The sequence below is a fragment of the Glutamicibacter sp. AGC84 genome (assembly GCF_053543575.1).
Window position 1 is genome coordinate 22,566 of the sequence record NZ_JBLVOC010000001.1, and the last position, 20,660, is coordinate 43,225.

Here is a 20,660-nt window from a genome sequence, read left to right on the forward strand (position 1 = left end):
CAGGGCCAGCGCCCTGTTGCGCTTGACCGGTGAGGCATAAATACGCAACCAATTATTCTCATTCATTGAGAACCCGGCTGTCTGCCCGATCACATGCGCCGCATCATGAGGGAAGTTCTTATTATTTCCTTAGACCAGATGCATCGGTCCGGCAACGCAGCCGGCAGTGCGGCTTCTGGTCCAGACGCTAGCGAGGCAGGTCCCATGGCTCAGAATCCGCGCATTCTCAAGACCAAGGTCGGCATCATCGGCGGCGGTCCAGCAGGGCTCATGCTCTCCCACCTGCTGGCCGCATCCGGCATTGAGAACATCGTCGTGGAAATGCGCGACCACGAGGCCATCCGCAACACCCACCGCGCGGGCATCCTCGAAGCCCAGGCTGTCAAGATGCTCACCGAGTCCGGCGTGCAGGGACGGGTGCTGACCCACGGCGACGAGCACGCCGGCATCGACCTGCGCTTCAACGGCGAATCCCACCCGCTGGACTTCCGCGATCTGGTCGACGCCACCGTCACCCTGTACGCGCAGAACGAGGTCTTCGTTGACCTGGCCGCGGCGCGCCAGCGCGACCAGGGCGACGTGCGGTACTCCTGCGAAGTCACCGAGATCCTGGACATGGAGACCTCCACCCCGAAGTTCCGCTTCACCGATGAGCAGGGCAACCTCTTCGAGGTGCACGCCGATGTGATCGTCGGCGCCGACGGCTCGCGCTCCTTCGCCCGCCGCCAGATGCCCGAAACGCTGCGCAAGGATTTCAAGGTCGCCTATCCCTTCGCCTGGTTCGGCATCCTCACCGAGGCGCCGAAGTCCGCGCCGGAACTGGTCTATGCGAACTCCCCGCACGGCTTCGCGCTGATCTCCCAGCGCAGCGAAACGGTGCAGCGCATGTACTTCCAATGCGACCCGAACGAGGACGTGAATGCCTGGAGCGATGACCGCATCTGGGCCGAGCTGCAAAAGCGCGTGGACGGGCCGGATAATTTCCAGCTGAAAACCGGCGAGATCTTCGACAAGACCGTGCTGGGCTTCCGCTCCTTCGTGCGCGAACCCCTCTCCCACGGGCGGATGTTCCTGATCGGCGATGCCGGGCACACCGTCCCGCCCACCGGAGCCAAAGGCCTGAACCTGGCCTTCGCCGATGTGAAGGTGCTCTTCGAGGCGCTGGATTCCTTCTTCTCCACCGGCAGCGAGCTGCTGCTGGACGGCTATTCGGACCTGGCATTGAAGCGGGTCTGGAAGGCGCAGAACTTCTCCTACTGGATGACCTCCATGCTGCACACCCCGGTAGGCGGGGACCCTTTCATGGCCAAGCGCGCCCTGGGCGAACTGGAAACGGTAACCTCCTCGCGCTTCGGCCAGCAGTACCTGGCCGAGTCCTACACCGGCTGGCCCCACGCTTAGCCCTCGCCCTTCCCAAGCATTTCCTCCACCACGCCCGTACGCCCCCCCTTCGAAAGGAGCACGCAGTGAGCACCGAAACCACAGCTAACGAGTCGTTCAGCGATTCCCCCGTGCTGGACCCCGCAGCCACGACGCTCTCGCAAGAATCCATCAGCCAGGAAATCGCCGATATCCATGCGGCCTACCGCCAGTCGGTGGCCGAGGGCAAGAAAGCCGAGACCCAGCCGCGCATCGACTTCGCGCCCTACCGTTCCTCGCTGCTGCGCCACCCGACCAAGAACCTGCGCCACGTGGACCCGGAAACCATTGAGCTGCACTCCCCGGCCTTCGGCCAGCGCGACGTGCACGCGCTGGAATCGGATCTGACCATCCAGCACAACGGCGAGCCGATCGGCGAGCGCATTGTGGTCGCCGGCCGCGTGCTCGATGGCGACGGCCGCCCGGTGGCCGGGCAGCTGGTAGAAATCTGGCAGGCCAACGCCGCCGGACGCTACATCCACAAGCGCGACCAGCATCCGGCCCCGATCGATCCGAACTTCACCGGCGTGGGACGCGCCATCACCGGCCCGAACGGCGAATACTCCTTCACCACCATCAAGCCGGCACCCTACCCGTGGAAGAACCACCACAACGCCTGGCGCCCGGCGCACATCCATTTCTCGCTGTTCGGCACCGACTTCACCCAGCGCATGATCACCCAGATGTACTTCCCGGGCGACCCGCTGTTCAGCCTCGACCCGATCTACCAGGCGATCACCGACAAGGAAGCGCGCGACCGCCTGGTCGCCAGCTACGACCATTCGCTGACGTCCCATGAATGGGCTACCGGCTACAACTGGGACATCGTACTCACCGGCTCCAACCGCACCTGGATGGAAGATGAAGAGGGAGACCACTAGCATGGCTCAGGCACCAGAACTGAAGCTGGCCCCCACACCGGGGCAGACCATCGGCCCGTTCTACGGCTACGCGTTGCCCTATGAGAAGGGCAATGAGCTGGCCAGCCAGGCCCATCCCCGCTCGGTGCGCCTGCACGGGATGGTCTATGACGGCAACGGCGAGGCCATTCCGGACGCCCTGCTGGAAATCTGGCAGGCCGACGAGAACGGCAATGTCGTTTCCCGCGATGGCTCGCTGGTCCGCGACGGCTACACCTTCACCGGGTGGGGACGGGCGGCGGTGGATAACGCCGGGCACTACACCTTCACCACCGTGAACCCGGGCGCTACCGAAGAGGGCAAGGCCCCGTTCATCATGCTCGCGGTTTTCGCCCGCGGCCTGCTCAATCGCCTGTTCACCCGCATCTACCTGCCGGAGGACACCGAAGCGCTGGCTAGTGATCCGTTGCTGTCATCGCTGGGCGAAGCAGAACGCGCAACGCTGATTGCTGCTCGCGAAGACGACGGCTCGCTGCGCTTCGATATCCGCCTGCAAGGCGAGAACGAAACGGTGTTCCTCTCCTACCCGCGCGAGAGCTAGTTGCCACCGCCACACCCCGCTGGATTGCCCCAGTGCCCGCACTGTTACGGGCGTTGGAGCACCCGGCGGGGTGTTGCCCGTTGCCGGGCACTACAGTTCTAGATAGACGGCTTATACGCTCAACAGCTAAGAATCGAGGCACCGAATGGATGGCGCAGACTACGGCGTGCTGGCCCCCGCCTGGGCAGGAACTGCGGCCGCGTCCCTGGCCAGCGATGCGTCTTTCGTCCAAGCCATGCTGGATGCCGAAGCCGGATGGGTGCAGGTCCAGGCGGATGCCGGCCTGTGCAGCGTCCAGGATGCGCAGGCCGTGCGCGAGGTGGCCAGCGTGGACCGCTACGACCTGGCCTTGCTGGCCTCCAGGACACCGGATGGGGCCAATGCGCTCATCCCGCTGCTGGGCATGATGCGCGGCCTGCTCAAGCACGACGGGGCCGCGGACACTGCGGGCACCGCGTTGCACCGCGGTGCCACCAGCCAGGACATCATCGACACCGCGTTGATGCTGGTTCTGTCCAAGACGCTCACGCTCACGCTGGCAGATCTGCGCAGCACCGCTGGCGGGTTGGCTGCCCTGGCGCAGGCCCACCGCGGGACCGTGTGCATTGCCCGCTCGCTGACCCAGCATGCGTTGCCCACCACCTTGGGCTGGAAAGCAGCCAGCTGGCTCTCGGCCGTGCTGGATGCCGAGCAGCAGCTGGATGCCGCGGCGCGGCAGCTGCGCTTGCAGTGGGGCGGTGCGGTGGGCACGCTTGCCTCCTTGGAGCAGCTGCTCTCCGGCCAGCCGGAGACAACGGCCACAAGCCAGTCGCTGTCCTCGGACCTGGCGGCCCTGCTGGGCCTGGAGGATCCGGGAACGCCCTGGCACACCAACCGCATGCCGATTCTCCAGCTTGGCTCCGCACTGGGTGCGGCCATTGCCGCGCTGGGGACCCTGGGCGCTGATGTGCTCACCGCCTCCCGTCCGGAAATCGGCGAGCTGTCCGAACCGCGCGAGGCCGGCAAGGGCGGCTCCTCGGCCATGCCGCAGAAGCAGAACCCGGTGCGCTCGGTACTGCTGCGCAATGCGGCGTTCAGCGCCCCCGGGTTGCTCTCCACCCTGTTCACTGCTGCCGGCACCGCGGTGGATGAACGCCCCGATGGCGGCTGGCACGCCGAATGGAGTGCCCTGCGCGAACTGGCCCGGCTGGCATCAGGGGCGGCATTCCACGCTTCGTTCCTGGCCAACGGCCTGGGAGTGGATCGCGCTGCCATCGAGCGGAACCTCGCCCTGGGCGGAGATGCCGTGCTCTCCGAGCGCCTCGCTGCCGCCCTGGCTGACCTGGTGGTCGGCGGAAAACCGGCCATCCAGGCCTTGGTGCGCCGCAGCCTCGACGAGGGCATTTCCCTGCGCGATCTGCTGCGCCTGGAAATCTCCGTGCATGACTTGAACGACCAGGACCTCTACGAATTATTTGATCCAGCTGGCTACCTCGGTGCCGCGGATCGCTTCACCGAAACCGTACTCGCCGATTACTCGGCACGGAAGGAATCATGGCAGTCCCGCAACTAACCCCCTCCTTGCTGCACACCGACAAGGCACTTCCCACCCTCATCGTCGGCCCCTCGCTGGGCACCGCGGCCCTGCCGCTGTGGGCCCCGGCCTTGCCGTACCTCAAGGACAAGTTCCAGGTCCTCGCCTGGGACCTTCCGGGGCACGGTGAAAGCAAGCCGTCCACCGAGGCCTTCTCGCTGGCCGAACTGGCTACCGGCGTCACCAAGGCCGTCGAGGCGCTGCGTGCCGACGGCGTCATCTCCGGGGGCAGCAAGCTGTACTACGCCGGAGTGTCGGTCGGCGGTGCCACCGCCCTGCAGCTGGCCGTGGACCACGCCGGCTTCTTCGACGCGTTGTCCTCCATCTGCTCTGCGGCGAAGATCGGCACCCCCGAAGGGTGGGCCGACCGTGCCGAGCTGGTCGCCAAGGCCGGCACCCCGACCATGGTCGCCGGTTCTGCCGAGCGCTGGTTCGCACCGGGATTCATCGAGAAGGAGCCGGTGATCAGCACCGAGCTGCTGCACAGCCTGCAGGACGCTGACCGCTTCGCCTACGCCCACGCCTGCGGCGCCTTGGCAGGATTCGACGTGCGCGGGCAGCTGGCTTCAACCAGCGACCCGATCATTGCCATCAACGGCGCACAGGATCAGGTGTGCCCTCCGGCAGACGCGGAGTTCATCGCCGAAAATGCACCCCGCGGAACCATGGCGGTCATCGATTCGGCCGCCCATCTGGCCCCGGCCGAAGCGCCCGAAGAGACCGCGGCCTTGCTGGCCGAGTTCTTGCTGGCCAACTAGTAGCGAGGACCTGCAGAAATGGCTGATTCACCGCGCCTTCCCGGCGATACCTACGATGCCGGCATGGAGGTACGCCGCCAGGTGCTGGGCAACGAGCACGTTGAGCGTTCCACTACGAACTCGAATGAGTTCACCGACGAATTCCAGGAAATGATCACCCGCTACGCATGGGGCACCATCTGGACCCGCGACGGCCTGCCGCGCACTACCCGCAGCGCCATCACGCTCACCGCAATGATCGCCGGCGGCTACTGGGAAGAACTGGAAATGCATGTGCACGCGGCCCTGCGCAATGGCATGGCTCCCGAAGAAATCAAGGAAGTCTTCTTGCAGTGCGCCATCTACTGCTCCGTTCCGGCAGCGAACGTGGCGTTCAAGATCGGCAAGAAGGTGCTGGAGGAGTACGAGGCAGCCGAAGGCCAATAGCGGTGACGCCGCGCCGCTAGCGGCGCGCCGCCGCGGCTTGCCGGATCGAGTGCAGCAGGGCCCACGGGACGATGCCGCTGGTGCGCGGGTTGCGTGGCGAGGGGTGGTTCTTGATCGAGAAGCTGTACTCGCCGGCTGGGCCGCGCGCCTCGATGCGGTGCTCGGTCAGGCCTGCCTCCGGGTCGGCGATCAATCTGGCTGTCACCGCATCCCAATCCCCCACAGCCAACGCCACCGCCGCCGCCACATTCAATGACTTCGGGAAGTCCTGGGCCGCTGCCGCGGCTGGACCGCGAAATACCTCTACCGGTCCGGCGGCCTGCTCCAATTCACAGCGCCGCTGCGCATCCATCCACGGCTGCACCAAGGTGGCCGGCAGCTTGCGCGTAGTCACCAGCACCTGGTCGATGCCGCCCATCCGGGCAGCCGCGCCCAGCAGGTCCAATCCGCCGATGGCCCCGGCGGTGCTGGAAAAGCGTCCCGGTCCGGCGGCCTGCACTTGCGCGGCGAACTCCGGGTCAGCCAGCGCTCCCATGGAACTGGCCAGCAGGTCAACCCCGCAGGCCAGGATGCGCACCGCATTCTCGCGCAGGGCTTGCTGGCCCGCGCATTCGACCACCAGGTCGCAGCGCTCCAGGGCCGCCTCCCAACTCAGCTGCTCATGCTCCAGCCCGGCTTGCGGACGGCGCAGGATCACCCCTTCGAGCTGGGCACCGTGCACCGTCCCGGCTGCCAGCTGCTCTGCCACCACGGAGCCGATCGCCCCGTGGCCCAGTACTCCCACCCGATACATGCTGCCCGTGGCCATGCCCGTCCTGTCCGAAAAGATCGATGTAAGCTACCGCCAGCTTAGGCCAGCTCGCAGGCTCGGCACGAACTGCCAGCTGGCCAGGGTGCGGTCCATTGCCGCTAGTGCCCGGAAGCGGATGAATGGTCCGTGCGTTCCATGAGCCGGGAGGCGCCATATCCGATGAGGATGCCCCAGAAGGCGGCATGGATGTTGAACAGGTCCAGGCCGGAAATGGTTACCACGAACGTCACGAGGGCGCCCAGGGTGAATTTGGTGGCGAAGGCCGTCACAAAGGCCTGCTGCAGGGCCTTGAGCATGGCGATGCCTCCCAAGGCCAGCACGAAAGCCTCCGGGGTGGCCAGCATGAAGCGCGTCAGCGTTGGAGCGAACAGGGCGAAGAGCAGGGACAGTAAGCCATAGACCACCGCTGCGGTGTACTGGCGGTGCTTTTCGCCAGATGATGTGAGCAACGCGTTGGTTGGCCCGGTAACGCAGGCGGACACCGCGCCGAAGCAGGCGTTCAGGATCGAGAACCCGCCCGAGACCAGCGCAAAGGCATTGACCGGGGGCCGGTGCCCGGCAGAGCGCAGCACCGCGACACCCTGGCCGTTCTGCACGATCAGCACGGTGATGGCCAACGGCACCATCAGTTCCAGCTGCGCAGCCCAGGTGAATTCCGGAGCGGTGAACACCGGGGTGGCCAGCACGGGCCCGCCAGCTGCGTCCAACGCGAACTGGCCGCTGGCCGCCACCGCGATGACCCCGGCGATCAGCGTGCCCAGCACCGGGGGAATTCTTCTGCCCAATGCCGGCACCGCAGCGAGCAGGACGAAGACCAGCACCATGGGCCCGGCCACCACCGGGTTGGCTTGGGTGGACGAGACGATGTCGGTGCCGAAGCGCAAGAAGACCGCGGCCACCATGGCCATCACAATCGGCATGGGTATGGCCGCCATGATCCGGCGCACCACCCCGGTAGCGCCCAAGGCCAGGACCAGCACCCCGGAGACGAAGAACGCCCCGACCACTTCGGGGAAGGACAGGTGCTGCAGCGAAGGACCCAGCAGCACCGTGCCGGGGATGGACCAGGCGAATCCCAGCGGCTGGCGGTAGAGCAGGGACATCACGATGGTCGCCAACCCGGCGGAGAGGAAGATCCCGCAGACCCAGGAAGCCATCTCGGCCGGGGACAGCCCGCCAGCGGCACCCACCGCAAGGGTGACCGCGATGGGGCCCGAAGCGGAGAAAACCAGCCCGATCACGCCATTGCTGGCATACACCCCGCCCACGTCGCGCAGCAGGTCGCGAATTCCGGCAGGCCGCTGCTCGGCCCGCTCCAGCAGCGGTTCGCGTGGTGCTCGCGCAGCTGCTGGAGCCGATTCGCGGGTGGGCAGGTTATCGGCGGGTTTGGGCATGTGCGCTCCTGGGCGATGGTGGCAGTGGCATTAATAGTCCACCACCATTGCACGGCTCCAGGGGCCGTGGGACGTGGCGCATTGATCCGGGGTATGGCAGTCCTAGGATAGTTCGGGCTGCTGGCTGCCACTGCACGCAGGGCTAGGATAAGACCGGGGCGATGCGGCCCGCGGATGAAAGGAATGCAGGGATGAATTCCAATACCGAGCTCGGCGAATTCCTCAAGGCACGGCGGGCCCTGGTCAGCCCGGCAGGCGATGGCGGTCCCCGGCGACGCGTGCCTGGCCTGCGCCGCGAAGAGGTTGCGGTCTTGGCGGGCGTGAGCACCGACTACTACACCCGGCTGGAACAGGGCCGGCACAAGCGCCCTTCCGAATCCGTGCTCGGCGCGTTGGCCAAGGCCCTGGAACTGGATGAGACGGCGGCCGGGCATTTGTTCAATCTGGCCCGCTCGGTCTCCGGTTCCGGGCGCAACAACCCGTCGAGCAGCATCCAGCGGGTACGCCCCTCATTGCATCAGCTGCTGGATTCCTTCACCGGGCATCCGGCCTTCATCCGCGGACGGCGTACCGAGGTGCTGGGCATGAATGCGCTGGCCGCCAGCCTGCTCACCGACTTCTTGGCCAAGCCGGTGCGCCACCGCAGCCTGATCCGCTGGGCCTTCCTGGATCCCGAAGCCAGGCAGCGCTACGCCGACTGGGAGCAGATCGCCGCCTCGATGGTCGGCACCTTGCGCCTGGATGCCGGGCGCCATCCGCATGATCCGCTGCTCGCGCAGCTGGTCGGAGAGCTGTCCATGAACAGCGAAGAATTCCGCACCTGGTGGGCCGATCACCGGGTGGTCGAGCGGCGGGACGGGATCAAGCGGTTCAACCATCCCCAGATGGGCTATCTGGAGGTCAACTACGAGGCCTTGGACGTGACCGGGGCACCGGACCAGACCCTGTTCATCTACACCACCGAGCCAGGCTCGGACTCCGAAGCGAAGCTGCGCGATCTGGCCGTGCTGCTCAACGGCCAGGGACCGGTGCCCGAAGCCTAGCTGCGTGCTGGGATCAGCGATTTGCCGAGCCAGCTGCGCTCCAGCTCGTTGAGCGGCCGCGACGAGACGCCATCGGCTGCCAGCGGCACCATGACCGTGGTCGAGTCGAACACCGGCTGCCCATCCTGGTAGCCGATGCCCCGCACGGTGAAGGACTTGTTGCCCAGCCGGCTGATGCCCATGCGGATGAGCATCTCGGGCTGGTAGTACAGCGGGCGCAGGTAGTCGATCTGGATGGATGCCACGACGGTGCCGAATTCGAATCGGCCTGTTATCCCGTCCTCGCGCGTCCAGCGGATCCGGGCTTCTTCCATCAGGGTCACGATGCGCGCATTGTTCACATGGCCCAGGGCGTCCTGGTCCGACCAGCGCAGCTGCAAGATGACTTCGGTAGCCGCGGCCAGTTCATCGTTTGTCGTTTCACTCATGGAACCCATTGCACCAGAAACCCGGGCTGGCTACTGCGCCCGTGACGGCTCATGAACTTGGGTCATTGCCAGCAGGCAACCACCGTGCATCCTCGTTGTTGGCGTCCAGGCAGATCCATTCCCGGGCCGGCCCGTAGCACCGCAGCTCTTCGGTGAACCAGAACGCCTGGTCCGGGTCCCACCCGGCAATCACGCTGGCGTATTCTTCATCGATGTCGAGGCACTGCCCGGCGAGCGCCAGATAGGCACCGATGCCCAGATGCACCCCGTCGTAATCGCGCGCCACGGCCAGCCAGTCGGGGATCTTCCATGCGCCGTCGCGTCCGGTGGCCAGGTACCAGTCATGGCGCTTGTGCGCGGTGACCTCGATGCCGTCCTCGCGGCAGAGCCGTATCCAGTCCTCGGCCGTGGCGATCTCCAGCACCTTGGCTGCGGGAGGCACGCTCGTGAACCTGACGCTGGCTTGCTCCCACCCAAAACCGTCTTCCACGCAGCTCAGGCCCACTGGCTCCCGGTCTGGGAACACACCGGTAGTGGAGGGCAGGCGGCTGCTGGGCTTGGACCACCATTCCCCGCTGAAGCTGCCCAGCGGGGTGCTACTCATTTCGGCGGCATCGCGGGCTTCGGTCGCCAGGATGCCGGCCCTCCACTCCTGCAGTAGGCCCAGGGCATTGCTGCCGGGAGCTTGCGTCCTGCCCTGCGGGTCATGCTGGTCGAATTCGACCTGGAATTGGTTGCGCAGATCCACGGGGTCCAGCCACCCCGCCGCGAGCCCGCTGTCCGCCAGATGCCGGGCCACGCGCTCAAGCGGCGCGGCCAGTTCCGGCAACGCCAGCAGGGTGTCTTCCCCATCCGGTTCCTGCCAATAGCGGGCACTGTCGACCGAGCGGACCAGCGCTTGCTGCAACAGCGCTGCGGTGACCGGCCCCAGGGTGGTGCCGTCAAGGTGCCGGGCGATCTGCTGGACGCTGGTTTCGGGCATGCTGGATTCATCCGCGCCAAACAGGCCAACGCTTTCGCCGCGTTCGACCGCTACGCGATACGCGGCGTAGAACATCGCCGCATGCAGCGGATGCTCCCCGAACGCCGGTAGCAGCTTCTCTTCGCTGGCAGTGGCGAACTCCCACAGCATCCTGCGCCCGCGCGCGCCTGCCATGAGCGCCTGCACTAGTTCCATCCGCGCCACTTCATTTCACTGGTTCGAAAACAGTAAATCCCGCCAAGACAGTCGATAACTATTTACGGGATCGATTATTAGACATTACCTGAGCAGGGGTTGCAATTCACCTGCCATTGGCACCGTGGAAGACGGCCGGCCAAGGGGCCGGCAGATTGTCCCCACCCGGAGGAACGTTCGTGAAAATCTTCGCTCGACCCGGCAAAACCAATCATCTCACCCCACTGCATCTCACCGCCGGAAGCCTAGTTGCCATTGCAGCTTCCACCGCATTCATCGGCGCCACCCCGGAACTCAAGGCAGTGCCTGCCGCCAAGTCCGCCGCGGACTGGAGCTCCTCGGCCTACCGCGGGTCAGTCGAGGTGATCCCGGCAGGAACTGGCCGCAGCGGCACCGCGCAAGAGACGCTCGACGGAGTGGTCTTCGAGGATCGCAACAAGAACTCCACGCAGGATGCCAACGAGCCTGGCCTACCGAACGTCACGGTTTCCAACGGCCGCGACGTCGTGGCCACCGATGGGCAGGGACGCTACGAACTTCCGGCCTACAACAACATGACCGCGTTCGTCACCCAGCCCCGGGGCTTCCAGGTTCCGGTCGACGACGACAACGTCGCCCAATTCTTCTACACCCACCTGCCTGAAGGCTCCCCGGACCTGAAGTACGACGGCATCGCCCCGACCGGGCCGCTGCCCGAGGCGGTCAACTTCCCGCTGGTGGCCAGCAGCGCCACGCAATCGCCCGAGCAGAGCTGCGTCATCGGTGCCGATGTGCAGACCTACACCCAGCAGGAAGTCGAGTACGCCAGGGAAGGCGCTTTCGCCGATCTGGCGGCCCGCACCGACTACACCGGCTGCGGCGCCTTGTTCATCGGCGACCTCGTGGGCGATGACCTGACCTTCTTCCATCAGACCCGCGAACTGTCCTCCATGCTCAACGGTCCGGCCCGGTTCCTGCCGGGAAACCACGACATCGACTACGACTCGCTGGACGGGCAGCACGAGTACGATTCCTTCCGCGCCCAGTTCGGTCCGGAGTACTACTCCTACGACACGGGCAAGACTCACGTCATCGCCCTGAGCACCATCGATTACCCGACTGCGGTTCCGGCCAAGAAGAGCGACTACACCTACGATCTGGGCAAGCGCCAGCTGCAGTGGCTGCGCGCGGACCTGGCCGAGGTTCCCAAGAACAAGGCCATCGTCCTGGCCGGGCACAGCCCCCTGCTGGAGTTCTTCTACAGCGACGAGCATTCCACCAAGCAGGTCCGGGAGATCTACGAGCTGCTGGAAGGACGCGAGGTCGTTTCCCTGGGCGGGCACACCCACATGTCCGAGAACCTGCGCGCCGGGGACCTGATGGATGGCTGGCGCGACGAGGTCGGCGAGGCAGGCCTGCCGTTCACGCACCTGACTGTCCCGGCCATTTCCGGGCAGTGGTATGACGGACGGGTTACCGAGAACGGCTACCCGACTTCCATCCAGCGCGACGGGACCCCTCCGGGAGTGCTCACCTTGGACATCAAGAACACCAAGATCACCGAGCGCTTCACCGTGACCGGCGGGGATGCCAGCAAGCAGATGTCCCTGGGCTTGAACACCCCGGCGTACCGGCAGTGGTACGAGGAGAATCTGGAAAAGGAGCGCGGCACGGTTCCGGCCCTGGATGACCCGCTGGCGGTGAGCCGGCAGGGACTGGCCGAGGACACCTGGCTGACCACGAACTTCTGGATGGGCAGCACCGGCTCCGCTGTCGAGGTCTCCATCGACGGCCAGGACCCGGTTGCGGCCGAGCGGACGCAGAAAATGGCCGGCGAACGCCCGCTGTCAGGCGCCGAGTACTCGGATCCGGCGGCCATCGCCGAGCAATTCGTCCATGGTGGCGGCTTCGCCGAGAAGACCAGCCACCTGTGGCGCTTGGAACTGCCAGATGATCTCTCCGCCGGGGCGCACACCGCCACGGTGACTGCCACCGACGTGCATGGGCGTTCTTTCACCGAGGAATTGGATTTCACGGTCATCGGGTAGCGTCATCCTTCGAGCTGGTGCCTGCATGATGATGCAGGCACCAGCTTTTTGTTACGCCCGCAGTGGGACAGCATCGGCTGCAGGTGCCTAGGATGAAGCCATGCGCATTGCAATCCTGGATGATTACCACAACGTGGCCCGCTCGCTGGCCGATTTCGACGGCCTCGCCGCCGCCCTGGACGCTGAAGTCACGGTCTTCACCGAGCACCTGGGCCACGAGGACAGCACCGTCGTCCAGGCGCTGCAGCCCTTCGACGCCATCGTCGCCATGCGCGAACGCACGCCTTTCCCGGCCGCCCGGCTCAATGCCCTGCCCAACCTGAAGCTGCTGGTCACCACCGGCCGCCGCAACGGATCCATCGACCTGCAGGCTGCCAAGAACCAGGGCATCGTGGTCAGCCACACCGGCTACGTGGCTACCGATGCCGCCGAGCACACCTGGGCGCTGATCCTCAGCGCCGCGCGCCGACTGGACGTGGAGCTGTTTTCCGCGGACCGCCCGCTGGCGGCTGGCTCGGGCTGGCAGACCACTTTCGGACTGGGCCTGTCCGGCAAGACCCTGGGCGTCTACGGCCTGGGGAATCTGGGAGCGAAGGTTGCGAAGGTCGGCTTGGCCTTCGGCATGCGGGTCATCGCCTACAGCCAGAATCTCACCAAGGCCCGCGCCACCGAAGTGGGCGTAGAGCTGGTCTCCGAAGCCGAGCTGTTCTCCACCAGCGACATCGTGACCGTGCACCTGAAGCTCTCGGAGCGCAGCACCGGGGTCATCGGACCCAAGCAGCTGGCTTGGATGCGTCCCGATTCCATCCTGGTCAACACCTCGCGCAGCAGGATCGTGCAGACCGACGCGCTCATCGACGCGCTGGACAGCCGGCAGCTGCACCTGGCAGCGGTGGATGTCTTCGACGTGGAACCGCTGCCGGCCAAGGACCGGCTGGCCGCTACCCGGGGCGTGATTGCCACCCCGCATATCGGCTATGTGACCATCGAGCAGTTCGAGATGTTCTACCGCGACGCGGTGGAAGACATCCGCGCGTGGGCTAGCGGCGCAACGATCCGGGTGCTGGCCTAGGTACCCGGGGACGCTGCACACTGCTGAACGGCTGCCGGGCCCGCCTATTCGGTGCGGCGGCCTGGAGCGAACGTCCGCTTGGCAACCACCACCGTTGCCACAGTGATCACCATGAGGACGAGCACCGTCCACGCCTGTGTTTCGCTGGATCCGCCGAGGGCAAGAACGACGCCGCCTGCCAATCCTCCGCCAGCCACCGCGAGGTTGAATACGGTCACGAATAAGGATTGGGCCACGTCGGTATTTTTGCCGGCGCGATCTGCCAGGCAGGTTTGCAAGAGCACCGGCGCTCCTCCGAATCCGATCCCCCATAGGATTATCGCGGTGGCAGCCGCCAAGCTGCCCAGTTCAGGATGCGCCAACACCAAACCGGCAATTCCCATCACAGACAGGCAACCGAGAATCAGGACCCTCATGGCACGGTCAATGACGAGTCCTGTGATGGTGATTCCGGCGAAGGATGCCACCCCGAATAGCAGCAAGCCCAAGTCGAGGTTCAGGCCACTGGGAGATAGCACAGGTGCGATGTAGGTATAGAGCACGTTGTGGGCCAGCACCCAGAACAGGGCCACGAACAGGACCATGCGAACTCCGCGAATCCGCAGTACGCTGCCTAACGACGGCTTGCGCGTTTCTGGCCGCCCAGCAATTGGGGGCAAAGAAACAAGGATCCAGAAAAACAAGGCAAGTGCCGCGACCGAGATGCCCAGAAATACCCATCGCCAGTCAACGATTGATCCAGCCCAAGCTCCCAATGGGACCCCGAGCGCCAAGGCGATCGGTTGGCCTAGCCCTGCGATGGTCAGCGCACGTCCCTGCAAGGATTCGATAACGAGGCTTCTCGCGTACCCGGACATGACGCCCCAAATGAGAGCCGCTGCCGCACCAGCAGCAAACCGGGGCAAGGAGCACCAGCGGATACCACGGAGCCAGTGCTGTAACGGTGTTGAAAAGTACAAGTCCCAGTACTGCGCAGAGCAGGACCTTCTTCCGGTCCATGCGACGGGTCGCAAAAATCAGCGGAATGGCAGCGAGGAGCGAACCGACTGCGTATAGGGTGACCAGCTGGCCAGCGCCTGCAGGTGAAGTCCCGAGCCCTGAAGCCAACTGCGGCAGTAACCCGGCCGGCATGGTTTCTGTAAATATTGCCAGGAACCCCGCTGAGGACAGGGCCAGGAGTGCACCCCACGGAAGGCGGGCTCTCGCTTGGAACGGCTGGTAACTGATCGGTGACGTTGTTGTCATTGGGCATCATTCCGAGATTGAAGGGCGAAGGGATTGCTGAAACGTGGTAATCGGATAGTGAATTGCCCCGCGGCCAGTGCAGCCACCGCCAGCGAGAAGCCAAGGAGCTGGCCGGCGTTGAGCGATTCCCCTCCAAGGCCCACCCCGAGCGCCGCTGCAACCAGCGGGGAAAGCATCCCTAAAAGGGCCGTGGAAGTGACCGGAAGACGCCCTAGGCCACGGAACCAAAGGGGTAGGCCAGCAGTCCGCCTACGAGCCCGAGCCACAGATATCCGGCAAAGCCCGAAGCCGGCACGCTGTTGGGGAATCCTTCAAGCAGCATTGTCGGCATCAGCAATACGAGGCCACCGGCAGTCAGTTGCCAACTGGCGAAACCCATCGCCCCGAGACCTGCAGGCCGGCCCCACCGTTTGGCCAAGACCAGGCCAAGGCCCATGGCGAGGCATCCGTCCAATCCAGCAAGAATTCCTACTGGATCAAGCCTGGCGGCGGGTCCGAGGACTACAAGCCCTACGCCCAGAACACCGGCGACAGCCCAAGCCAACTGCCATCCGGAGGGGCTTTGCCTCAGGATCAGCACTGCGAGAATTGCAACGACAAGCGGTTGCACGGCCCCGAGGGTCGCGGCCACTCCTCCCGGGAGCCGACCCGCGGCCACGAACAGAAGTGGAAAGAAGAGTCCGACGTTCAAGAAGCCGAGCACGGCGGCTTTCCACCACCAGACACCGCGAGGGAGCTGCCGTACCAAAAGCAGTCCGATGATCCCTGCCGGCAACGAGCGAACGAGCGCGGCGAACATCGGGTGCCCCGGGGGAAGCAGTTCCGTCGTCACCAAATATGTTGTGCCCCAGACGGCCGGAGCCAACGCCGTCAGCAGGGTAGTGCCGGCACGAGAACTCATCATATGCGCAGGTGAAGGAGCCGTAGTTGTGATCATGCTTCAACTATCACGGTGAACTCATCAATCAGTCCAACACATAGTTTTCATGGCAACAATCGTGTGCCACGATAGATGAATGGAATTGCAGCGAGGCTCCGGTGTGCGTTGCGGAGGACGGCACGGGGGAGGATCACTGGTCCGGCTTCCGGCCCGATAACATCAGCCGACTGGCCGCCATAAAGCTGTAGTTCAGTGGCTGCCTGGTTCGGCTTACCCTTACCGAATGATCTACCTTTTCGTGCTGCGGGTCCGAATACGTCGGTGCAATAGGTATTCAAAAAATCCCGAGGAAACAGCAAAGATCGCTACGACGATCAATCCCAAAAACGGTGACAGCATCACGCCTGATGCGTAGTCTCCCTGAGCAACATCACTTTGTCCTGCTGTCGAACTCCAGACGGGAAGACTGGCAATTACGCCAAACAGTGTCGCGCCGAGAAAGACACCGATCAGATCACGTACTACGGATCGAGTTTTCTTGATCAAGGTCGGTACGGTGGCAAAGATCAAAATGGCAGTAAAAGGAACAAGAATGCCAGCCCACAACGTCGTGTACCCTAGCGTCGTAGCTTCAGACATGTATGAGATCAGATCAACAGTGAATGCAATGAGAATAAATATCGGCAGCGATATCATCTGTGATGTAAGTCGTTCCTTAACGCAATTTTCCAACTCGTAAGACCTTTCAAAATATTATTTCTAGCTGTAGTTCAATTGATCTTCAATTTCACAGTTCGGGCGTATGCATTATTTCCGCAAGGGAGAGCTAAGCAAGCGAAAGCTTTCCGCTTGAGCCTATGGATGTTGGTCCAGTTCCCACGGAGGTTGGTGCGTGCATACATTTCATGGTTCGGGACCTGAACTCGGTTGAAACTAACTTTCATCGTTCCGGACCGGTACATTTTCACAGCGCCCGTGTAGCGGATCGCTCCCGCCCCGGGGCATAAAGGGTTAGAAACTTGATGACGCATCCTCCAGTAGACGTAACTGGATGATCGCTGCATCTCTTCAGTCTTGATACCCCGTGCGCTTGCCTGCTTCTTTTTCTTAAGGTTTCCTGATTTGTCGTAACCCTTGGAAACGGAAACCTGCGCAACGTTATAGACCTTGCCACGAGACCAGTCGACTTTGATGCCAGCTACGGTTTTATAGGATTCGTAGGCTGCTCCGTTCTTCAGATTCTTCCATGACCTGTTGTTGCCGTTGTGCTTCGTAACGTTCCAGCTATTTGAAGTGACCTTGCATGCCCCAGGGACATCTACATACTTCTCAGGAATAAACGTCGTGTAGTAGAACTCGGTCCATTGATTCTTTTTCGCAGCCGCGGGAGTGGCAATAGGAATCGTCAGTTGGGTCGTTTCGTCTCCCTGTTCGGTCTCCACACCAAACATTGCAGCCGCTTCAGCGCGAGGAAGCGTGATGGAGCCGTTACTATTTTCAGTTTTGTTCGCTGGCATAGCCACCACGATGCCAGAGGAATCGTAAGAAATTACATCTTTTACTGCGGTTCCGGCTGGAGCTGCAATGGTCACAGTTGTGGCCGTACTAGCGATAGCAAGCACCGGTTTGAAGTCAGCCGCGGAGACAACTTTCGAGGTCGCCTCCACCTCATAGCCATCTGACTCGCCGGAAACTGGGACCTCGTCAATGGGGTCAGCGGGGCTTCCAAGGGTCTCCGGATCTGCCAATGGTGCGGTCTGTGTTTCAGACAGCACTTGAACTTCTACTTTTTTGCCATTCTTCGTCAAGCCTTCATAGAAGTCTTCCCCTGAACCGTCTCCATCGATCTTTTTTAAAGCAATATTTTGACCAGCTGGATCTTTCAGACTGATGCTTGATTTAGCAACGGTCATTGCGCCGAGATCCGAAAAATTAAACGGAAGAGGAGCAGGAGTCCCCACTCCTATCCCTGGTATCGCACTGTTCAGAGCATTCTGATCTGAGTCGGTAGCAGTTGATGGTGCCACTAGCCGCTCCGCCCCGAATGCCGGTCCTGCGATTGCCCCTAGCATTAGAGACATCGTCACACCCCAGACAACTGTTTTCGTTCGATGCACAGAGCTGTTCATAGGCCCTCCCCTTTTTGGCTTGACCTTATATCAAGAAGCATGAATTACTGCTTTATGACTTTGAAGGAAACAGCCGCCTAGCAGGTATCCAGTAGATGAGCTTCTTCATAAATTCAATGATTCCAGAGAGCTCGAAACTTGAAATCTTAATTGAAGTACATTCAATGGACTTGGATTATCTAGAAACAGAATGATAATGAAGGTTCTGCCTACACCTATGAACATCTGAAGCTACCAGTAAGACGATAAATATTTTGGGGCAGTACCTAACAGGCACTGCCCCAAAAATTTTTTGCAAATCGTTTCTGTTCTCACCGATCCAGGCCCGCTCGTTGGACTTGGGTGCCATGACCGCGGGCCCTACGGGCCTTAGGGGTCTTGGCCTTCCCGGCGCCCTTGACGGCCTCGGTGGCAGGCTTGCCCTGACTGACGTCTGCCCGCATGCGCGTGGCCACCACCTCGCGGTCAATACCCTGAACTTCGAAGCTCTGGGCAGTGCCTGCACTGCGCTCGGCGCTGTCGTAAACGGTGCGCCCGTCCTCTCGGGCACGGTCCGCCTGTGCTTCGCGCTGCTCAGCTTCGGCAACGGCACGCACGCGCCCCTCGGGGACCGGCTCATGTTCGGCAGCAGCCCGGGATTCCTCGGCCCGACGCTCGTCCTGTTCTGCCATTGCCATCAGCCGTTAAGCTCGCCAGAGTCTCACAGATGTGCGCAATCAGACGGCCCGAGAACTTGTCGAGCTTCAAGCCTAAATTGCAAAGCGAGTTGGTGATGCTGAGCGCGAGGACGTCAAAGCTTTCAACGCTGCAAGAACGGCCGGTTGGTCAGTCGAGGAGTCGCGAAAAATCGACTACGCCGAGCCGGACAAAAAAGTTCGCGCCCGTCGCCGCTCCACACGTAAAACTGGGCCGAAGCCTGCCGCGCAGACCGATTCAGGTTCCAATGAAAAAGACGCCCCACAGGGCGTCGAAGAATCGTCGTCGGGTTCGTAATCTAGCCCCCTGACCACCTGTGGACGGCGGGACCCTGGCTGACCGCCCGCACCTCACCTTGCATCGATACGTTGCAGTGAGAATATCACGGCCCGTGCACGGCCTCGGTGGTGGCGGTTCCCCTCGTTATCGGAATCAGTTGAACCGCCATTATTAGCTGGGAGAAAACCGTCAAATCAAGCTAACAGTCACAAAAAACGATCGTTTGCGGTATACCGCAAGAGGAACCCTCTGCGGGACACTAAATAATGCCAAATATTGATCTGTCATTCTCTTGAAAAGTTTAAGACGATCGCTAAGGCGTCTTCGTTAGTAGAGCAACCTAGATTGTAGCCTCGTGATGGCGTATTCCCACGATCACTCGTCGGTAGCGTCTGCGTCGAGCCAGGATGCAAAAGGTACCGAACCGAGCTGTTCGACGGCGGGAAGCAGCCTATCTGGAGCGTCGAAGGTCATGTAGTCCACCGAGTGAAGGACCCCGTCTGGCGCCCAGAGATCCAGATGCCCCAGGAGAACTTCATCTTCGTAAACCTCGAGGCTCGCAAATGGCCCACCTGGATGCGGGGGAATCTTCTCCAGATTCAGACCTTCGGAAATTTCAATAAGGAAATCCTCGCAATCATCGAACTGGAGTCCGCCCCAATGCGCATGAACCGCCTGTTGGCGTGCTTGTTTTGCTCCAGGCCAGTCTCCTGAGCACAAGCGCTGCAGCAAGATGCGCTCGTGCGGACTAAGTGGGCTACCTGGTATCCGTCGCGTGTAGTGGTCCATTGGATCAGTATCCCAGCCTTGCCATCGGCTCGCCCCATGAGTTTCGAGTTGCATGAAGTAACGGGAGCTTTCGTCGTCCTAAACGAGGTCGCGCACTACTTTATTTGCGACTGAGCAAATGACGACCATTCCGCAAGACGGTCCGTCTACGGACTAATTGCGCGTCCGCAAGGGAACCCACTGCGGGACAATGCCTTGTTGCTGATTGGTTTACGTGCTAGGCGTAAATAGATCCTCAATGCTGCATTGAAAGGCAGCTGCGATTCTGAAAGCAACCGGCAATGAAGGATCGTAGTGCCCTTTTTCAATAGAAATGATGGTTTGACGGGACACCCCGAGTTCGTCGGCCAGGCGCTGTTGAGACCATCCCAAATCTTTACGGCGCTGAGGGAGTGTGTTCTGCACTATGAAGCCGACTTCTTCTGCCAGAGGTAACGTGCTGCGATGTCGAGCATGGCGAAAAGGACCATGGCGGAGAGGCACCAACTAACAGGAGCTTCGATCTTCATGAACGCGAACACTGCAGCGCCGAGCCCGCCAACAAGGAGAATGTCTCCGAAAGCGCCACTTGCAGCTTTTTCATACCAAGCGGATTCGATGGAGTCGTCTGGCCTTTTGACTACACCAGAAAGTGTTGATCGGTCAATAAGGAGTACCCATCCGAGCGCTGCACTTGCTGGCAGGGTACCAATGGCCATAAGGGCAAAAACGAGCACCGGGCGCTCCGCGTTACCGAGCAACGAGAAGCCCCAGCCTAGGCTTGCTGAGACAAAGATGCCTATCCCAAGCGAGACACCTATTAAGGCTGCAGAGCTGCCGCCAAAGCGCGCTTTCCCCCAGCGGGTCTGTGAAACCTCGTTGGCGTTCATTTCATCCACCCTCTCTAAAACAAGGCCCTGACGGAGCCACTACTGTAAAACATACTTTACTGACAAAGGAGCTTTACGTCAAAGGAGCTTGTCTCTATGCGGAAGATCGCTCCTTCCGATCCCCCGTCTCACCGACGGTCCCGTAAGCCAGTCCCCTAGAGAAACGACCGCAAGGGGAACCCTC

22 protein-coding genes and 1 pseudogene are annotated in these 20,660 nt (G+C 62.4%); 9 read left to right on the forward strand and 14 right to left on the reverse strand.

Annotated features, from left to right (window positions below):
* Nucleotides 1-204: 204 nt before the first annotated feature.
* The 6 genes from ACNPN0_RS00160 (at nucleotide 205) to pcaC (ending at nucleotide 5,637) form a co-directional block, all read left to right on the forward strand.
* Nucleotides 205-1,401, forward strand: a complete 1,197-nt coding sequence (locus ACNPN0_RS00160; RefSeq protein WP_448937373.1) for a 4-hydroxybenzoate 3-monooxygenase — start codon at nucleotides 205-207, stop codon at nucleotides 1,399-1,401.
* Nucleotides 1,402-1,466: 65 nt separating this feature from the next.
* Nucleotides 1,467-2,300 carry a protocatechuate 3,4-dioxygenase subunit beta gene (gene pcaH / locus ACNPN0_RS00165; protein ID WP_448937372.1) on the forward strand — a complete coding sequence of 278 codons (834 nt, stop codon included), beginning with the start codon at nucleotides 1,467-1,469 and terminating at the stop codon, nucleotides 2,298-2,300.
* A 1-nt stretch (nucleotide 2,301) separates the two neighbouring features.
* Nucleotides 2,302-2,880 (forward strand): protocatechuate 3,4-dioxygenase subunit alpha, encoded by a 579-nt coding sequence (pcaG, locus tag ACNPN0_RS00170; protein WP_448937371.1) that lies wholly within the window; start codon nucleotides 2,302-2,304, stop codon nucleotides 2,878-2,880.
* Nucleotides 2,881-3,025: 145 nt separating this feature from the next.
* Nucleotides 3,026-4,432 carry a lyase family protein gene (locus ACNPN0_RS00175; RefSeq protein ID WP_448937370.1) on the forward strand — a complete coding sequence of 469 codons (1,407 nt, stop codon included), beginning with the start codon at nucleotides 3,026-3,028 and terminating at the stop codon, nucleotides 4,430-4,432.
* Complete coding sequence (locus ACNPN0_RS00180; RefSeq protein WP_448937369.1) at nucleotides 4,414-5,211, forward strand: alpha/beta fold hydrolase; 798 nt, start codon at nucleotides 4,414-4,416, stop codon at nucleotides 5,209-5,211. The genes ACNPN0_RS00175 and ACNPN0_RS00180 overlap by 19 nt, the downstream gene beginning before the upstream one ends.
* A gap of 18 nt (nucleotides 5,212-5,229) precedes the next feature.
* Nucleotides 5,230-5,637, forward strand: a complete 408-nt coding sequence (pcaC, locus tag ACNPN0_RS00185) for a 4-carboxymuconolactone decarboxylase (protein WP_448937368.1) — start codon at nucleotides 5,230-5,232, stop codon at nucleotides 5,635-5,637.
* A gap of 16 nt (nucleotides 5,638-5,653) precedes the next feature.
* Here pcaC and ACNPN0_RS00190 read toward each other — a convergent pair whose 3' ends face one another.
* Complete coding sequence (locus ACNPN0_RS00190) at nucleotides 5,654-6,445, reverse strand: aspartate dehydrogenase domain-containing protein (protein WP_448937367.1); 792 nt, start codon at nucleotides 6,443-6,445, stop codon at nucleotides 5,654-5,656.
* 101 nt (nucleotides 6,446-6,546) lie between these two features.
* Nucleotides 6,547-7,842 carry a benzoate/H(+) symporter BenE family transporter gene (locus tag ACNPN0_RS00195; RefSeq protein WP_448937366.1) on the reverse strand — a complete coding sequence of 432 codons (1,296 nt, stop codon included), beginning with the start codon at nucleotides 7,840-7,842 and terminating at the stop codon, nucleotides 6,547-6,549.
* A 191-nt stretch (nucleotides 7,843-8,033) separates the two neighbouring features.
* On the opposite strand from ACNPN0_RS00195, the gene ACNPN0_RS00200 reads away from it, so the two are divergent.
* Nucleotides 8,034-8,885, forward strand: a complete 852-nt coding sequence (locus tag ACNPN0_RS00200) for a helix-turn-helix transcriptional regulator (protein WP_448937365.1) — start codon at nucleotides 8,034-8,036, stop codon at nucleotides 8,883-8,885.
* Here the strand turns inward: ACNPN0_RS00200 and ACNPN0_RS00205 are convergent.
* Together ACNPN0_RS00205 and ACNPN0_RS00210 are read right to left on the reverse strand one after the other, a co-directional pair.
* Nucleotides 8,882-9,313: an acyl-CoA thioesterase gene (locus ACNPN0_RS00205; RefSeq protein WP_448937364.1), complete on the reverse strand. Its 432-nt coding sequence runs from the start codon at nucleotides 9,311-9,313 to the stop codon at nucleotides 8,882-8,884. The genes ACNPN0_RS00200 and ACNPN0_RS00205 overlap by 4 nt on opposite strands.
* Nucleotides 9,314-9,362: 49 nt before the next feature.
* Nucleotides 9,363-10,490 (reverse strand): hypothetical protein, encoded by a 1,128-nt coding sequence (locus tag ACNPN0_RS00210; protein WP_448937363.1) that lies wholly within the window; start codon nucleotides 10,488-10,490, stop codon nucleotides 9,363-9,365.
* A gap of 179 nt (nucleotides 10,491-10,669) precedes the next feature.
* Here ACNPN0_RS00210 and ACNPN0_RS00215 point away from each other — a divergent pair, with 179 nt between their 5' ends.
* The gene (locus tag ACNPN0_RS00215) at nucleotides 10,670-12,517 is read left to right on the forward strand and encodes a calcineurin-like phosphoesterase C-terminal domain-containing protein (RefSeq protein ID WP_448937362.1); all 1,848 of its coding nucleotides are present in this window, start codon (nucleotides 10,670-10,672) and stop codon (nucleotides 12,515-12,517) included.
* A gap of 100 nt (nucleotides 12,518-12,617) precedes the next feature.
* Entirely contained in the window at nucleotides 12,618-13,589 is a 972-nt protein-coding gene (locus tag ACNPN0_RS00220) for a D-2-hydroxyacid dehydrogenase family protein (RefSeq protein WP_434692401.1), read from the forward strand.
* A 44-nt stretch (nucleotides 13,590-13,633) separates the two neighbouring features.
* On the opposite strand, the gene ACNPN0_RS00225 is transcribed toward ACNPN0_RS00220, so the two are convergent.
* The 10 genes and pseudogenes from ACNPN0_RS00225 to ACNPN0_RS00270 form a co-directional block, all read right to left on the reverse strand.
* Nucleotides 13,634-14,602: an MFS transporter gene (locus ACNPN0_RS00225; protein ID WP_434692404.1), complete on the reverse strand. Its 969-nt coding sequence runs from the start codon at nucleotides 14,600-14,602 to the stop codon at nucleotides 13,634-13,636.
* Nucleotides 14,496-14,834 (reverse strand): annotated as a pseudogene (locus tag ACNPN0_RS00230) (MFS transporter); the annotation flags it as partial. The gene ACNPN0_RS00225 and the pseudogene ACNPN0_RS00230, both read right to left, overlap by 107 nt.
* Nucleotides 14,831-15,100 (reverse strand): EamA family transporter, encoded by a 270-nt coding sequence (locus ACNPN0_RS00235; RefSeq protein ID WP_434692407.1) that lies wholly within the window; start codon nucleotides 15,098-15,100, stop codon nucleotides 14,831-14,833. The pseudogene ACNPN0_RS00230 and the gene ACNPN0_RS00235, both read right to left, overlap by 4 nt.
* Nucleotides 15,046-15,771 carry an EamA family transporter gene (locus ACNPN0_RS00240; protein ID WP_434692410.1) on the reverse strand — a complete coding sequence of 242 codons (726 nt, stop codon included), beginning with the start codon at nucleotides 15,769-15,771 and terminating at the stop codon, nucleotides 15,046-15,048. Before ACNPN0_RS00240 ends, ACNPN0_RS00235 begins: the two co-directional genes overlap by 55 nt.
* A 231-nt stretch (nucleotides 15,772-16,002) precedes the next feature.
* Nucleotides 16,003-16,353, reverse strand: a complete 351-nt coding sequence (locus tag ACNPN0_RS00245; protein WP_434692411.1) for a hypothetical protein — start codon at nucleotides 16,351-16,353, stop codon at nucleotides 16,003-16,005.
* A gap of 131 nt (nucleotides 16,354-16,484) precedes the next feature.
* Nucleotides 16,485-17,741 carry a DUF3238 domain-containing protein gene (locus ACNPN0_RS00250; protein ID WP_448938819.1) on the reverse strand — a complete coding sequence of 419 codons (1,257 nt, stop codon included), beginning with the start codon at nucleotides 17,739-17,741 and terminating at the stop codon, nucleotides 16,485-16,487.
* A gap of 413 nt (nucleotides 17,742-18,154) precedes the next feature.
* A complete protein-coding gene (locus ACNPN0_RS00255) occupies nucleotides 18,155-18,514 on the reverse strand; it encodes a hypothetical protein (RefSeq protein WP_402735348.1) in 360 nt (119 codons plus the stop codon).
* A 679-nt stretch (nucleotides 18,515-19,193) separates the two neighbouring features.
* A complete protein-coding gene (locus ACNPN0_RS00260) occupies nucleotides 19,194-19,607 on the reverse strand; it encodes a hypothetical protein (RefSeq protein ID WP_448938499.1) in 414 nt (137 codons plus the stop codon).
* Between the two features lie 210 nt (nucleotides 19,608-19,817).
* Nucleotides 19,818-20,012, reverse strand: a complete 195-nt coding sequence (locus tag ACNPN0_RS00265) for a helix-turn-helix transcriptional regulator (RefSeq protein WP_448938500.1) — start codon at nucleotides 20,010-20,012, stop codon at nucleotides 19,818-19,820.
* Nucleotides 20,012-20,476, reverse strand: a complete 465-nt coding sequence (locus ACNPN0_RS00270; RefSeq protein ID WP_448938501.1) for a hypothetical protein — start codon at nucleotides 20,474-20,476, stop codon at nucleotides 20,012-20,014. The genes ACNPN0_RS00265 and ACNPN0_RS00270 overlap by 1 nt, the downstream gene beginning before the upstream one ends.
* Nucleotides 20,477-20,660 lie beyond the last annotated feature (184 nt).

Bases quoted from the DNA above. Each gene is read 5' to 3' on its own strand.
- ACNPN0_RS00205 (WP_448937364.1), bottom strand. From the start codon at position 9,313: ATGAGTGAAACGACAAACGATGAACTGGCCGCGGCTACCGAAGTCATC.
- ACNPN0_RS00255 (WP_402735348.1), bottom strand. From the start codon at position 18,514: ATGGCAGAACAGGACGAGCGTCGGGCCGAGGAATCCCGGGCTGCTGCC.
- ACNPN0_RS00190 (WP_448937367.1), bottom strand. From the start codon at position 6,445: ATGGCCACGGGCAGCATGTATCGGGTGGGAGTACTGGGCCACGGGGCG.
- ACNPN0_RS00180 (WP_448937369.1), top strand. From the start codon at position 4,414: ATGGCAGTCCCGCAACTAACCCCCTCCTTGCTGCACACCGACAAGGCA.
- ACNPN0_RS00210 (WP_448937363.1), bottom strand. From the start codon at position 10,490: ATGGAACTAGTGCAGGCGCTCATGGCAGGCGCGCGCGGGCGCAGGATG.
- ACNPN0_RS00175 (WP_448937370.1), top strand. From the start codon at position 3,026: ATGGATGGCGCAGACTACGGCGTGCTGGCCCCCGCCTGGGCAGGAACT.
- ACNPN0_RS00240 (WP_434692410.1), bottom strand. From the start codon at position 15,771: ATGATCACAACTACGGCTCCTTCACCTGCGCATATGATGAGTTCTCGT.
- ACNPN0_RS00260 (WP_448938499.1), bottom strand. From the start codon at position 19,607: ATGGACCACTACACGCGACGGATACCAGGTAGCCCACTTAGTCCGCAC.
- ACNPN0_RS00195 (WP_448937366.1), bottom strand. From the start codon at position 7,842: ATGCCCAAACCCGCCGATAACCTGCCCACCCGCGAATCGGCTCCAGCA.
- pcaG (WP_448937371.1), top strand. From the start codon at position 2,302: ATGGCTCAGGCACCAGAACTGAAGCTGGCCCCCACACCGGGGCAGACC.
- ACNPN0_RS00245 (WP_434692411.1), bottom strand. From the start codon at position 16,353: ATGTCTGAAGCTACGACGCTAGGGTACACGACGTTGTGGGCTGGCATT.
- ACNPN0_RS00270 (WP_448938501.1), bottom strand. From the start codon at position 20,476: ATGAACGCCAACGAGGTTTCACAGACCCGCTGGGGGAAAGCGCGCTTT.
- pcaC (WP_448937368.1), top strand. From the start codon at position 5,230: ATGGCTGATTCACCGCGCCTTCCCGGCGATACCTACGATGCCGGCATG.
- ACNPN0_RS00200 (WP_448937365.1), top strand. From the start codon at position 8,034: ATGAATTCCAATACCGAGCTCGGCGAATTCCTCAAGGCACGGCGGGCC.
- ACNPN0_RS00160 (WP_448937373.1), top strand. From the start codon at position 205: ATGGCTCAGAATCCGCGCATTCTCAAGACCAAGGTCGGCATCATCGGC.
- ACNPN0_RS00220 (WP_434692401.1), top strand. From the start codon at position 12,618: ATGCGCATTGCAATCCTGGATGATTACCACAACGTGGCCCGCTCGCTG.